The organism is Streptomyces sp. (genome assembly GCF_035645055.1).
Taxonomy (GTDB): domain Bacteria; phylum Actinomycetota; class Actinomycetes; order Streptomycetales; family Streptomycetaceae; genus Streptomyces.
In genome coordinates, this window is sequence record NZ_DASQNH010000096.1 from 24,267 (window position 1) to 37,144 (window position 12,878).

Genomic DNA, 12,878 nt, shown 5'->3' on the forward strand with positions numbered 1-12,878 from the left:
ATGGCCCCGTCCGAAAGAACGGGGCCATTCAGCCCAACCCAGCCGGCCAACACGGCCCGGCCAGCCGACGCGGTCCGGCCGGCCAACGCGGCCGGGCCGCCCGACGCCGCTCACCGAGCCGAAGCGGCCGACGCGGCCGACGCGGCCGACCTCAGCTCACCTCCGGGCGACACCCTCCGCCCGGGCCGCCGCGGCCACCGCGGCCGTGACGGCGGGGGCGACCCGCTCGTCGAACGGCGAAGGGATGACGTAGTCGGCGGCGAGATCGTCGCCGACCACCGAGGCCAGCGCCTCCGCCGCCGCGATCTTCATGCCCTCGGTGATCCGGGAGGCCCGCACCTGGAGCGCACCGGCGAAGATGCCGGGGAACGCCAGCACGTTGTTGATCTGGTTCGGGAAGTCCGAGCGCCCGGTGGCGACGACCGCCGCGTACTTGTGCGCGACGTCCGGGTGCACCTCGGGGTTCGGGTTGGCCATGGCGAACACGAACGCGCCCTCGGCCATGGAGGCGACGGCCTCCTCCGCGACCGTGCCGCCGGAGACGCCGATGAAGACGTCGGCGCCCGCGAGGGCGTCCTCCAGCGAGCCGCTGAGCCCGGCCTTGTTGGTGAACCCGGCCAGCTGGCGCTTGACGTCCGTCAGGTCGTCCCGGTCCGCCGAGACGACGCCCTTGCGGTCGGCCACCGCGACGTCGCCGATGCCGGCCTCGACCAGCATCTTGGCGATGGCGACACCGGCCGCGCCGGCGCCCGAGATGACGGCCCGCAGCTGCCCGATCTCCCGCCCGCTGAGCCGGGCCGCGTTCCGCAGCGCGGCCAGCGTGACGACGGCCGTGCCGTGCTGGTCGTCGTGGAAGATCGGGATGTCGAGCCGCTCCTGGAGCCGGCGCTCGATCTCGAAGCACCGGGGTGCCGAGATGTCCTCCAGGTTCACGCCGCCGAAGGACGGGGCGAGCCGCACCACCGTTTCGACGATCTCGTCGACGTCGGTGCAGGCCAGCGCGATCGGCACCGCGTCGACGCCGCCGAACTGCTTGAAGAGGATGGCCTTGCCTTCCATCACGGGAAGGGAGGCTTCGGGTCCGATGTCGCCGAGCCCGAGCACGGCCGTACCGTCCGTCACGACGGCCACGACCGACGACTTCCAGGTGTAGTCGTGCACGAGGTCCGGCTGCTCGGCGATCGCGGTGCACACTTTCGCGACGCCGGGCGTGTACGCCAGGCTCAGGTCGTCCTTGTCACGGACCGGCACGGTGGCCTGCACGGCCATCTTGCCGCCGCGGTGCAGCGCGAACGCCGGATCGAAGGAATCGAGGGGCTCCGCACCGCCCTCCTGATCCGTATGCGCCTCGCTGCGAGGATTGACGATCTCCGCTGCCACTTCGTTTTACCCCTTAAATCTTCATTGGTTGAGGGTTTGGGTCCACTCCTGGTGAGGGGTGGGCGGGCACCGCATATGACCCAGTGACTGATGCGTAGGGCTCATACGCGACGGGCGCGCCGCACACGCGCCCTGCCCCGGATGAGGGGTGTAAAGAACCTTCTTACCGGACAGAGGCGGTCGCCGACGAGTCCATAACGCGAAGGTCACATGCCGACGACACGACTCATGACCGAATATGAGGACAAGGGCTCGACAAACCCTTGACAAACGATCAACAACCGGCAAATGGCAGGTTTCGAACATCCACATCGTGAGACAGGCCGAAGATCTTCCGGCTGGAAGGAGGGATTTCCGCAGAAGGTGCGGCCGTGTTGTCCGGAGTGATGCGGTTCGGGGGTCACCCGTTATCCGATTTTGACATAGCGAGCCCCCTGAATGGCTCAGTCCGAATGGCAAGATGCCGTAATCACACGAGGTCGCGACACCCGAAGGTGTGTGTTCTCGTCGACCCATCGGCAACTCCACCCATCCGCCGGAGGAACCCAAAATGACCGCAAGCTCCACCCGTCGTCCGACCGCCGCGCGTTCCCGGCTAGCCGCGGTCGGCTCGATCGCGGTCGCAGGCGCCCTGCTGCTCACCGGCTGCGGCGACCAGACGGACAAGGCCGGCGGCTCGGGCAGCACGGACACCGCGACGAGGACCGTGGAGGCACCGCTGGCCGACCGGCTGCCCAAGGACATCCGCGACAAGGGCGCCATCAAGGTCGGCTCGGACATCGCGTACGCGCCCGTCGAGTTCAAGGACGCCTCCGGCAACACGGTCGGCATCGACCCGGACATCGCCGCCGCCATGGGCAAGCAGCTCGGTGTCGAGTTCCAGTTCGAGAACGGCACCTTCGACTCCCTGATCACCGGTCTGCGCTCGGGTCGCTACGACATCGCCATGTCCGCGATGACCGACACCAAGGACCGCCAGGAGGGCATCGACTCCGACACCGGCAAGAAGGTCGGCGAGGGCGTCGACTTCGTCGACTACTTCACCGCGGGTGTCTCGATCTACACCAAGAAGGGCGACGACCAGGGCATCAAGGCCTGGTCCGACCTGTGCGGCAAGAAGGTCGTGGTGCAGCGGGGCACGGTCTCCGAGGACCTGGCCAAGGCCGAGGCGAAGAAGTGCCCGAAGAAGAAGAAGCTCTCCATCGAGGCCTTCGACAACGACCAGCAGGCCCAGACCCGCCTGCGCGGCGGCGGCGCGGACGCCGGCTCCTCGGACTTCCCGGTCGCCGCGTACGCCGTGAAGACCTCCGGCGGCGGCAAGGACTTCCAGCTGGTCGGCGAACAGGTGGAGGCGGCGCCGTACGGCATCGCGGTCGCCAAGAACGACGCCCAGCTGCGGGACGCGCTGAAGGCCGCCCTGGACGCGATCATCGCCAATGGCGAGTACGGCAAGATCCTCGACAAGTGGGGCGTCGCCGAGGGCGCCGTCGAGGAAGCCGTCATCAACGGCGGCAAGTGACGGCGTGACCACCGCACTGCGGGCACTGAAAGGCAACACCCGTGACTGTTGACATCGACAAGACGACGGGCCCGGCCGACACACCCCCGGCCGGACCGGAGGCCATCAAGGCCATCCCGGTCCGGCACTACGGGCGGTATGTCTCCGCCGTCGTCGCGCTCGCGCTGTTCGGCGCGGTCGTGTACGCGTTCTCCCAGGGCAAGATCAACTGGGACGCGATCCCCGACTACTTCTTCGACGACCGCGTCCTCGAAGGCGTCAGCAAAACGCTTCTGCTGACCGTCCTGTCCATGGCGATCGGCATCGTCGGCGGCATTCTGCTCGCCGTCATGCGGCTCTCCCGCAACCCGGTGACCTCGACCATCGCGTGGTTCTACATCTGGTTCTTCCGCGGTACGCCGGTCCTGGTGCAGCTCGTGGTCTGGTTCAACCTGGGCCTGGTCTTCGAGTACATCAACCTCGGGCCGGTCTACAAGGACGAGTGGTCGGACTTCATGACCCCGTTCCTGACCGTGCTGCTCGGCCTCGGCCTCAACGAGGCCGCGTACATGGCGGAGATCTGCCGCGCCGGTCTGCTCGCGGTCGACGAGGGCCAGACCGAGGCGGCGCACGCCCTGGGCATGAGCCACGCCAAGACCCTGCGCCGGATCGTGATCCCGCAGGCGATGCGGGTGATCGTGCCGCCGACGGGCAACGAGGTCATCAACATGCTGAAGACGACCTCGCTGGTCTCGGTCGTCCAGTACTCCGAGTTGTTCCGCGTCGCCCAGGACATCGGCCAGACGTCCGGCGCCCCGGCCGAGATGCTGTTCCTCGCCGCGGCCTGGTACCTGCTGCTGACCTCGGTGTTCAGCGTCGGCCAGTACTACCTGGAGCGCTACTACGCCCGCGGTTCCTCCCGCCAGCTGCCGCCCACGCCGTGGCAGAAGGTGCGGGCCAACATGTTGTCCCTGGGCCGCCCGAAGGGGGGCATGGCATGACCGAGAAGCTCAGCAAGACGGACGCGCCCGTGAAGCAGGCCGCCGTCCCCATGGTCAAGGCCGAGGGCGTCCACAAGAGCTACGGCTCGGTCGAGGTCCTCAAGGGCATCGACCTGGAGGTCAAGCAGGGTGAGGTGTTCTGCCTCATCGGCCCCTCCGGCTCCGGCAAGTCGACCTTCCTGCGGTGCATCAACCACCTGGAGAAGATCAACGCCGGGCGGCTGTACGTCGACGGCGAGCTGGTCGGCTACCGCCAGAAGGGCGACAAGCTGTACGAGCTGAAGGACAGCGAGGTCGCCCTCAAGCGCCGGGACATCGGCATGGTCTTCCAGCGCTTCAACCTGTTCCCGCACATGACGGCCGTGGAGAACGTCATGGAGGCCCCGATCCAGGTCAGGGGCAAGGGCAGGGCGGAGGCCAAGGAGCGCGCGATGGCGCTCCTGGAGCGCGTGGGCCTCGGCGACAAGGCCGGGAACTACCCCTCGCAGCTCTCCGGCGGCCAGCAGCAGCGGGTGGCGATCGCCCGCGCGCTGGCCATGGACCCGAAGCTGATGCTGTTCGACGAGCCGACCTCGGCGCTCGACCCGGAGCTGGTCGGTGACGTCCTCGACGTCATGCGCGACCTGGCCGAGTCCGGCATGACGATGGTCGTCGTCACCCACGAGATGGGCTTCGCCCGCGAGGTCGGCGACAGCCTGGTCTTCATGGACGGCGGTGTGGTGGTCGAGTCCGGCAACCCGCGCGACGTCCTGACCGACCCGCAGCACGAGCGGACGAAGGCGTTCCTGTCCAAGGTGCTGTAGGCGCCACGCGCGACGAGGGGCGGTACGGGTCACCCGTACCGCCCCTCGTCGCGTACCGGTCACCTGAGGGCGAGCAGCAGGGTGTCGGAGGGCGAGCACCACACCGGGCGTGCCTCGGCGAAGCCCTTCTCGCGCAGCACGCGGGCGTGCCACGCGACGGGCGGCATGTCGCCGTCGGCGTGTTCGCCGTAGATCTCGAAGCGGCGGGCGGTGGGCTCGGCGAGCACCGGGTCCTCGGCGGCCAGCTGCCACCACTCGGCCCAGTCGAGCACGCCGCCGCGCTTGGCCTGATCCATCCGGGCGTGGCGCAGGGCGCGCTCCGCGGCGTTGATCCGGGGCGTGCTGTCGTCGATCATGTGGTCCGCGTTCATGAAGACACCGCCGTCGCGGACCAGCTCCGCGACCTGACCGTAGAGGGCCGCGAGGGGTTCGCTGTGCAGCCAGTGCAGGGCGGTCGCGGTGAGGACGGCGTCGTAGGAGTCGTACGGCAGCTTCGCCGGCCAGTCGGGGTCCTTGAGGTCGGCGGTGACCAGGGTGACCCGGTCGTCGCCCGCGAAGGTGCCCTCGGCGATGGTGAGCAGGGCGGGGTCGAGGTCGACGCCGGTGCTGGTGGCCTCGGGGAAGCGGGCGAGCAGCCGGGCCGTGATGGTGCCGGTGCCGCAGGCGAGGTCGAGGACGCGGGGCGCGCGGCCGACGACCGCCTCGACCATGTCCAGCATGATCCGGAAGCGCTCCTCGCGGTCGGGCATGTACCACTCCTGCTGGCGGTCCCAGCTCTCCTGCCAGGCCTGCCAGTCGGTGCCGGTGGCCGTGGTGGTGCCGGTGGTGTCCGTGGTGTCCGTCTCGGTCATCGTCGCCCTCCCTGACGTACGCGTACGTAATACCCTGGAAGCAGGATCGTCTGTTACCCGACCGCAAGCACGACCATAGAGCGCCCGCGTAAGGACTACAAGTGGAACTGGCCTATTACTCGGATTACGCCGTACGTCTCGTCAACAGCGAGGAGCCGGCCCGGGGCAAGGACTCGCTGACGTCCGTCGAGGCCGTGCGCGGTCTCTTCGGGGAGAACCAGTCGGCCGCCCGGCGCGCCACCGAGGCCGACGTCACCCGCTTCCGCTCGGTCCGGGGGCGGCTGCGCGCGGTCTTCGAAGCGGCGGACGGCGGCGACGAGACCCTGGCGGTGGACCTGCTGAACTCGCTGCTGCTGGAGTTCCCGGTGAGCCCGCAGATCTCCGGCCACGACACCCGGGACGAGGACGGCCGCCCGCTGTGGCACATGCACCTCGCCGACCACCCGTCGAACGCGACCGCCGGCTACGCGGCCATCGCGGCCATGGGCCTGGCCTTCCACCTCACCGAGTACGGCGTGGACCGCCTGGGCCTGTGCGAGGCGTCCCCGTGCCGCAACGCCTACCTCGACACCTCCACCAACCGCTCCCGGCGCTACTGCTCCGACCGCTGCGCCACCCGGGCGAACGTGGCCGCCTACCGCGCCCGCAAGCGCCTGGAGGCGGACCGGTCGCAGAAGACCGGCCTGGCCGCCGACAGCGCCCAGCGCAGCGCCGCCAGCGGCGAGCGCTGATCCGGCGTGCGCGGCCGGTACCGGAAGCGGACCCGGCCCAGCACCAGCTCCTGCGGAACGGTGCCGTAGTCGGTGCTGTCGCCGCCCGCGTACGCGTTGTCCCCGAGCACCCACCAGCCGCCGTCGCGGCGCTCCGCGGCCCGCTTCACCACCAACAGGTCCTGCTGGAACGGATGGCGCAGGACCACCACGTCACCGGGCCGGATCCGGGCGCCGTAGTGCACCACCAGCCGGTCCCCGTGCAGCAGTGTGGGCACCATCGACGGCCCGGTCACCTCTGCCAGCCCGAAGGGCGCCACCGCCCCCCTGCGCTCGGTCTCCTGCGACGGCTCCCGCATGCCCGGCACCTCCCCGGTTCGATCCTCCACCAGTCTCAGTCTCACCCCGGACTTTTGTCCTAAGCCCTAGGGGGCACTCGCGAAAACGCGTCCCTCAGGGAGTAATGTCCCACCTGAGAAGACGATCACGAGGAAGGAATGCTCCATGCTTTCCCGCCTGTTTGCCCCCAAGGTCAAGGTCAGCGCGCACTGCGACCTGCCCTGCGGTGTGTACGACCCGGCCCAGGCCCGCATCGAGGCGGAGTCGGTGAAGGCCGTCCAGGAGAAGATGGCCGCCAACGACGACCCGCACTTCCAGGCGCGCGCCACGGTCATCAAGGAGCAGCGCGCGGAGCTTGCCAAGCACCACGTCTCGGTGCTCTGGAGCGACTACTTCAAGGCCCCGCACTTCGAGAAGTACCCGGAGCTGCACCAGCTGGTCAACGACGCCCTGAAGGCCCTCTCGGCCGCCAAGGCGTCGACTGACCCGGCGACCGGCCAGAAGGCGCTGGACTACATCGCCCAGATCGACAAGATCTTCTGGGAGACCAAGAAGGCTTGATCTCAGCCTAGGCCGTCTGACCTGCACTAACGTGGGTCGAATCGCCTACCTGTCCGCACCCGGTCCGCAGGCCGCCGAGCACGGCGTCCATGACGGCCCGGGTGCGGTCTTCTTCGCCGAGCCACAGGTGCGCGTAGATCCGCAGCGTGATGACGGCGGACGCGTGCCCGAGGACCAACTGCACCTGCTTGACGCTCGCTCCGCCGGCGATGAGCGCGGAGGCGTAGAAGTGCCGCAGATCGTGGGTCACCATGTGCGGCAGCTCGACGGCGTTACGGCCTTCGCGCTCGGCGACTTCGTCTCGGCCGCCTGGAGCGCCCTGCGAGCGCAGTTCCGTCCAGCCGTCGTGGCCTTACTCCGGTCACTGGAACTCGACGATCCACCTGACCACTCGGCGCGACGGATGAGCGGCTGTCTCCGATCCTCAAGTCCGGCAAGGCAGTGGGGCCCGACTACCCGCGCCCAGGTAGTCGGACCCCACAGCACACCCTGGTGCCCTCGCTGTCCATGGCAGCGAGGGCACCAGTCGTCAGGCGGCACGGGCTGCGGGTAGCTGTGAGGCCCACGTCGTGACCTCGGTGAGGTGCTCGGGTTGCAGCCCGAGGTGACGGTCGGGCTGAACGAGGAGGGTCGCCGTTCCCTTGGTGGTGCGCTCCGCCGCCCAGGCGTGGTCGAGGCTAGTGAAGTCGTCGTCGATCCAGACGGCGGGGGCGTCTGCCAGCCATGCGTCGACGTGGTCGCGCTTCCAGAGGTAGCCGTTGGGGTGGCTGGTGGTGATCTGGGGGCGGGGCAGGTCGATGTACGGCAGGGTCGGAATGCCAAGGAGCGGGCCGATGAGGGTAGTGGCGTCCTGCCGCCAGCTGGTGCACCAGACCGGGGTGACCAGGCCGGTGCGGATGACGTCCACGAGCAGGCGGCCGTGGTCGGGGTGGAGCCAGACGGTGACCGGGTTGTCGGAGCTGCGGCCGGTGGGGACGACGTCGTGGCGGGCGTGGGTGGCCGGGGTCGAGCCGTCTGTGTTGGGGAAGGGTATGAGGACGCCGTCGATGTCGAGGAGCAGGTAGGGCCGGCGCATCGGTTCCTCCAGGGGAAGCCGGGGCGAATGTCTGGTCAGAGCTTGCGGGCGCGGATCAGCAGGGTGGTGGGCCAGTGGCCCATGCGGGGGTCGGTGAACTCCTGGGCCGAGGTGAGCCAGAAGCCCACCCGGCTGAGGTGCTTCTCCCAGCGGTCCGTGGAGAACTCCCAGCGGGCGATGGGTAGGCGGGTTCGATCGGGAAGAGTGACGTGGTCGCGGCGGGGCCGGTCGTCGCCCGAGGGGCTTCGGCCGCCACGCTGCGGGTGAGGGACAGAGAAGACGAGCACCCGGCCGGGCGTGAGGCGCTGGGCCACGGCCGGCAACAGGAGCTCGGGGGCGACGAGGCCGACGGCACCGAATACGGAGTAGATCACGTCGAACTGCTCGTCGGACGCGTACAGGTGGTGCAGCGCGTGGCCAGCCACGAGGGTGAGGTTGTTCAACCGTCCGTAGTGGGAACGGGCACGGCGGACCTGCAGGCCGACCAAGTCGACCCCGGTGACGTGAGCCCCATGGCGGATGGTGAGGTGGGCTGCGTTGTGGCCGGGGCCGCAGCCGAGTTCCAGAAGCCGCTTGCCGCGCAGGTCGGGCCCGAGGATCTCGGCGCCGGGTCCTTGGCCCGGCCTCGTGGTCCACTCCATCCGGGCGGGTACGGAGAGGGGTTCAGCGAGTCCGGCGGCGGTGCGTTGGAGGGCGTGGGCGTGCCAGGGGGATGCCTGGGCGAGCACGTCAGATCTCCAGGAGGTGGAGGACGTCGGTGAGGTGGCGGCGGACGGCCTTGATGTAGACGGGGTCGGTGGCCGGGTCGTTGATCCAGCGGATGGACTGCTCCATGAACCACTCGACGACCCACATACGGTGCCAGCCCAGGGCCCAGTTCTCGGCGGTGAGCCCGCCGCGCCGGGCGAGGGCGTCGGGGGTGCCGCCGGCGGTGACGTACTGCTCCAGGAAGACGCGCAGGCGTACGGGGTGCGGGGGTTCGATGGTGCCGTGCCAGCTGGCGAGGTCGAGCAGGCCGGGGCCGGTGAAGGTGCGGGCGAAGTCGAGCAGCCTCCAGCCGCGCTTGCCGATGTGGAGGCTGGTGGGGTGGAACTCGGAGTGCACCCATCCGAACGGTTCCAGTGTTGCTCCGGCCGAGCGGGCCTCGGTGGCCTGGGCGATACGGTCGAGCGCGTCCTCGACGTCGTCGGCGTCCTGCCACCGATCGGCCTTGCGCAGCCGTTCGAGGTGTTCCAGCGCCCGGGCCGGGAGCGTGCGCAGCCGGTCCTGGTCGAGGACGGGCAAGGGCGGGGCCGTACGGGTGCCGTGCAGGATCACGGCTGCGGCGACGCCGTCGAGGTCGTCGGCCTCGCGTACGGAGGGTCCGAGGTCTTCCATGAGCATTCCGAGCCAGCCGTCCAGGACGGCGGAGGCGTGGACATGGGGGACGGGTACGCCGAGGGTGTGGGCCAGGCGGAGGGCCTGGTCCTCGCTGTCGAAGGGCTTCTTGGCGTACTTGAAGATGGCCGTGGCACCGTCGGGGAAGGTCACGCGCTCGACGCCGGACATGGACCACACGCGTACCTCCTCCCGTACGGCGGTGGTCTGGCCGGTCGCGGTGAGCAGATTGTCGAGGAGTTCGGCGCTGGGGTTCGCGGTCACGTGAGGGCTCCAGGGGATGGTGGCGTCCGGGGCGGGCGAGAGATACCGACCCGCCCCGGAGCCTGATCGGGTGGTTACGCGGCAGGGTTCACGCGGTGGGCGTAGACCTGCTCGATCCAGCCCGCCTTGAACGCGGCGAGGTCGTCACGGAAGTTCGCCATCGAGGCACCGTAGGGCGCGACCACGCCGCCGGACTGGTCCGGCACGGACTGGCAGCCGTGCACGAGCCGGCCGCCGAGCGCGGCGTGGGCCTTGATGGACTCGATCCGGCGGTGCTCGTTGAACCAGCCGCCGTGGTAGACCTCGTCGAGCATCCCGCCCATCTCGTCGTCGAGGTCGAAGACGACGGAGGTGGCGGCGGGGAAGAACCAGCACGGGCCGACGTTGGAGATGTGCCCGTCCAGCTCGACCTTGTTGAGCGCCATGAGCGTGGCGGCCTCGCGGAGCATCCGCAGGTGGTCGGCGGTGATCTGCGGCAGGCCGAGGCCGGCCAGGTGCTCCTCGCGGAAGAGGTACGCGTACACCTCGTACGCGGTGGCCAGGACGCGGGCCGCGTCGGACGTGGACTCGCTGTGCCGCTTGATGAAGTCGAGCGCGAGCTGCTCGACCGTGCTCTCGGTCGTCTCGTCCACGTTCAGGAGCTGGGACTTGACCAGCTCCCAGTCGGCGACGAGCCAGGTGTTGGACTCGAAGCGGAAGAAGTACTCGGCCGGGTCGATCGTGATGCGCCGGCCGTCGACCTGGACGCCGGGCAGGCGGCTCCAGCGCGGGTCGAACGCCTCGGGCAGCTCGACCGTGATGGCCGTGGTGTCGATGGTGGTCACCGTGTCTCCGTCTCTGATCGGCCGGGTTCGGGCACAGGAATGCCCGAGCCTGGTGTGGGCGTACGGAACTTCGGGGTGCCGCCCGGACCAAGGGGGAGCCTGGATCACGGTCGCGCCGTTCCGGGCGGCTGCTGATAAGTGAACCGGTGGTCACGCTGAGTGGGTACGGTGGAAGGCAGTTGAAGCGGTATACGCGGTTTACAGCTCCAGGGCGGAGGCGATCGTGGCGGCGCCGAGAGAACCCAACTCCCGTCTGCGTGACGTCATCGCGGCGGTCGGCTGCACCTACGAGGGCCTCGCCAGAGACGTGCGGCGCATCGCGGCCGAGAACGGCGAGGTCCTCCAGACCAACAAGTCGGCCGTCTCGCACTGGGTGAACGGCACCCGCGCCCCGTCGGGCCGGGTAGGTCAGTACCTGGCCGAGGCGCTGTCCCGCCGAGCGGGGCGCACGGTCACCCAGACCGAGATCGGCCTTCACGTCGGTGATGACGAAGAGCTGGCGGAATCCGACCCCGTCCTCGCGGTCACCGACCTGGGGCGGGCCGACGTTGAGCGCCGCCGCTTCCTCGCCATCGCGGCCTTCACCACCGCTGGCGTCGCCATGCCGCTCGGTTACGACCACGAAGCCACCGCCCGCATGCTCCGCGCTCGCACCGGCACGTCCCTGGTCGGCGCGGAGGATGTGGACGTCGTCCGGCAGATCACCGCGGCCTTCAGCGCGGCCGACGAGCGTCTTGGCGGCGGGCACGGCCTGACCACCGTCACCGCGTACCTCGCCGACACAGCCGCCCCCATGCTGCGCGGGCGCTTCCCCAGCGAAGCCTTACGCCGGGCCGCCTTCGGTGCCGTCGCCGAACTCGCCTACCTCGCAGGGTGGAAGCACCACGACCTCGGCCAGGAAGGCGCCGCCCAGCGTTACTACCAGGTCGGCTACAAGCTCGCCTGCGAAGCCGACCCCCACGGCCACGCCGCCTGGATGATGCGCGCCCTCGCCCACCAGGCCCTGAGCCTCAAGCAGCCCCACCACTGCGTCGACCTCGTCGAAGGCGCCCTACGCGCAGGTCTCGGCCACGTCGACGGCCAGACCGAGGCCCTCCTCCACATCACCCACGCCCGCGCCTACGCCGCTACCGACGAGAACCCGTCGGCCGCACGCGCCCTCCTCGCCGCCGAGGACGCCCTCCTCCGCGACGACGACCCCCAGCCCAGCTACTCCCGCGTCAGCGGCCCCGCCGCCGGCACCGTGGCCAGCCACACCGCCCGCACCCTGACCGACCTCGCCGACCACATCGGCACCGAACAGCAGCACCGAGACGCCCTCACCCGCTGGGACCCCGAGAAGTACAAGCGTGTCCACGCCCTCACTCACGCCGACCTCGGCGACAGCCTCGCCGCCCAGGCCCGCGCCGACGAAGCCGTCGCCGCCTGGACCCAAGCCCTGGTCCTCATGGAGGGCATGACCTCCGACCGCACCCGCAAGGCGATCACTTCAATTCGCTCCACCCTCGCGGTCTACCAGCGCCGCCGCGTTCCCGGCGCCGCCGATCTCGCCCGCCGCGCCCGCGAGGCCCTCGCCTAACATGCCCAACAACCCGCCCGACGAAGGGAACCCCGTGACCCAGCAGACCGACGACCAGCCGAAGGCCCTCAAGCCGGCGCTCGAATCGATGACCCTGCTGGTCGCGGCCGTCATCGTCCACGACAAGGCCACCAACCGCGTCGTCCTCCTCCAGCGCAGCGAGAACGCCAAGTTCGCCCAGGGAATGTGGGACCTCCCGGTCGGCAAGAGCGAGCCGGGCGAGCCCATCACCGAAACCGCGGTCCGCGAGCTCTATGAGGAGACCGGCCTCACGGTGAAGCCCGAGTCCCTCAAGGTCGCCCACATCATCCACGGCGCCTGGGGCGTCGAAGCCCCCAACGGTTTCCTCACGGTCGTCTTCGCCGCCCACGAATGGACCGGCGAACCCGAGAACCGCGAACCCCGCAAGCACTCCCAGGTCCGCTGGGTCGACGCCAATGCCCTCCCCGAGAACTTCGTGGACACGACCTCAAGCGCACTCCACCGATATCTTGCGGGAGGCCCGGAAGTGTCCCTCGAAGGCTGGCGATAGAGACGTCAGTGCCCCGGATGCCCAGGGTCCGCCGTGGCCGCAACCGCGAGACGCCGTCCAGACAGCCCCCACGCCAGTAGTGTG

General features: G+C 69.7%; 14 protein-coding genes and 1 pseudogene. 7 read left to right on the forward strand and 8 right to left on the reverse strand.

Going from position 1 to position 12,878, the window contains the following annotated elements; translation table 11 throughout:
- Positions 1-156: 156 nt before the first annotated feature.
- On the reverse strand, positions 157-1,380 hold the full coding sequence (locus tag VE614_RS30410) for an NADP-dependent malic enzyme (protein WP_324944405.1): 1,224 nt from the start codon (positions 1,378-1,380) through the stop codon (positions 157-159).
- Positions 1,381-1,930: 550 nt separating this feature from the next.
- Between VE614_RS30410 and VE614_RS30415 the strand changes: the two genes are divergently transcribed.
- Genes VE614_RS30415 through VE614_RS30425 form a run of 3 tightly spaced genes read left to right on the forward strand, consistent with a single transcriptional unit; the run spans position 1,931 to position 4,682 of the window.
- Positions 1,931-2,899 (forward strand): ABC transporter substrate-binding protein, encoded by a 969-nt coding sequence (locus tag VE614_RS30415; RefSeq protein ID WP_324944408.1) that lies wholly within the window; start codon positions 1,931-1,933, stop codon positions 2,897-2,899.
- A gap of 41 nt (positions 2,900-2,940) precedes the next feature.
- Positions 2,941-3,879, forward strand: coding sequence for an amino acid ABC transporter permease (locus VE614_RS30420; protein WP_324944411.1), 939 nt, complete (start codon positions 2,941-2,943; stop codon positions 3,877-3,879).
- Positions 3,876-4,682, forward strand: a complete 807-nt coding sequence (locus VE614_RS30425; protein ID WP_324944414.1) for an amino acid ABC transporter ATP-binding protein — start codon at positions 3,876-3,878, stop codon at positions 4,680-4,682. Before VE614_RS30420 ends, VE614_RS30425 begins: the two co-directional genes overlap by 4 nt.
- Before the next feature lie 59 nt (positions 4,683-4,741).
- Here the strand turns inward: VE614_RS30425 and VE614_RS30430 are convergent, their stop codons facing one another.
- Positions 4,742-5,533 carry a class I SAM-dependent methyltransferase gene (locus tag VE614_RS30430; RefSeq protein ID WP_324944416.1) on the reverse strand — a complete coding sequence of 264 codons (792 nt, stop codon included), beginning with the start codon at positions 5,531-5,533 and terminating at the stop codon, positions 4,742-4,744.
- Positions 5,534-5,634: 101 nt separating this feature from the next.
- Between VE614_RS30430 and VE614_RS30435 the strand changes: the two genes are divergently transcribed.
- Positions 5,635-6,264 (forward strand): CGNR zinc finger domain-containing protein, encoded by a 630-nt coding sequence (locus VE614_RS30435; protein WP_324944418.1) that lies wholly within the window; start codon positions 5,635-5,637, stop codon positions 6,262-6,264.
- On the opposite strand, the gene sodX is transcribed toward VE614_RS30435, so the two are convergent.
- Positions 6,168-6,602 carry a nickel-type superoxide dismutase maturation protease gene (sodX, locus tag VE614_RS30440; protein ID WP_324944570.1) on the reverse strand — a complete coding sequence of 145 codons (435 nt, stop codon included), beginning with the start codon at positions 6,600-6,602 and terminating at the stop codon, positions 6,168-6,170. The two genes, VE614_RS30435 and sodX, sit on opposite strands and share 97 nt — an antisense overlap.
- Before the next feature lie 145 nt (positions 6,603-6,747).
- Here sodX and sodN point away from each other — a divergent pair, with 145 nt between their 5' ends.
- On the forward strand, positions 6,748-7,143 hold the full coding sequence (sodN, locus tag VE614_RS30445) for a superoxide dismutase, Ni (RefSeq protein WP_067129094.1): 396 nt from the start codon (positions 6,748-6,750) through the stop codon (positions 7,141-7,143).
- A gap of 7 nt (positions 7,144-7,150) precedes the next feature.
- On the opposite strand, the pseudogene VE614_RS30450 reads toward sodN, so the two are convergent.
- From VE614_RS30450 to VE614_RS30470, 5 genes and pseudogenes are all read right to left on the reverse strand, one after another.
- A pseudogene (locus VE614_RS30450) lies at positions 7,151-7,476 on the reverse strand (tyrosine-type recombinase/integrase); the annotation flags it as partial.
- Positions 7,477-7,672: 196 nt separating this feature from the next.
- Positions 7,673-8,218 carry an HAD domain-containing protein gene (locus VE614_RS30455; protein ID WP_324944422.1) on the reverse strand — a complete coding sequence of 182 codons (546 nt, stop codon included), beginning with the start codon at positions 8,216-8,218 and terminating at the stop codon, positions 7,673-7,675.
- Positions 8,219-8,253: 35 nt separating this feature from the next.
- Entirely contained in the window at positions 8,254-8,946 is a 693-nt protein-coding gene (locus tag VE614_RS30460; RefSeq protein ID WP_324944425.1) for a class I SAM-dependent methyltransferase, read from the reverse strand.
- A 1-nt stretch (position 8,947) separates the two neighbouring features.
- The gene (locus VE614_RS30465; protein ID WP_324944428.1) at positions 8,948-9,859 is read right to left on the reverse strand and encodes an aminoglycoside phosphotransferase family protein; all 912 of its coding nucleotides are present in this window, start codon (positions 9,857-9,859) and stop codon (positions 8,948-8,950) included.
- 74 nt (positions 9,860-9,933) lie between these two features.
- Positions 9,934-10,683, reverse strand: a complete 750-nt coding sequence (locus VE614_RS30470) for a hypothetical protein (protein ID WP_324944431.1) — start codon at positions 10,681-10,683, stop codon at positions 9,934-9,936.
- 223 nt (positions 10,684-10,906) lie between these two features.
- On the opposite strand from VE614_RS30470, the gene VE614_RS30475 reads away from it, so the two are divergent.
- Positions 10,907-12,262 carry a tetratricopeptide repeat protein gene (locus VE614_RS30475; protein ID WP_324944434.1) on the forward strand — a complete coding sequence of 452 codons (1,356 nt, stop codon included), beginning with the start codon at positions 10,907-10,909 and terminating at the stop codon, positions 12,260-12,262.
- Between the two features lies 1 nt (position 12,263).
- Complete coding sequence (locus tag VE614_RS30480; protein WP_324944437.1) at positions 12,264-12,794, forward strand: NUDIX domain-containing protein; 531 nt, start codon at positions 12,264-12,266, stop codon at positions 12,792-12,794.
- Positions 12,795-12,878 lie beyond the last annotated feature (84 nt).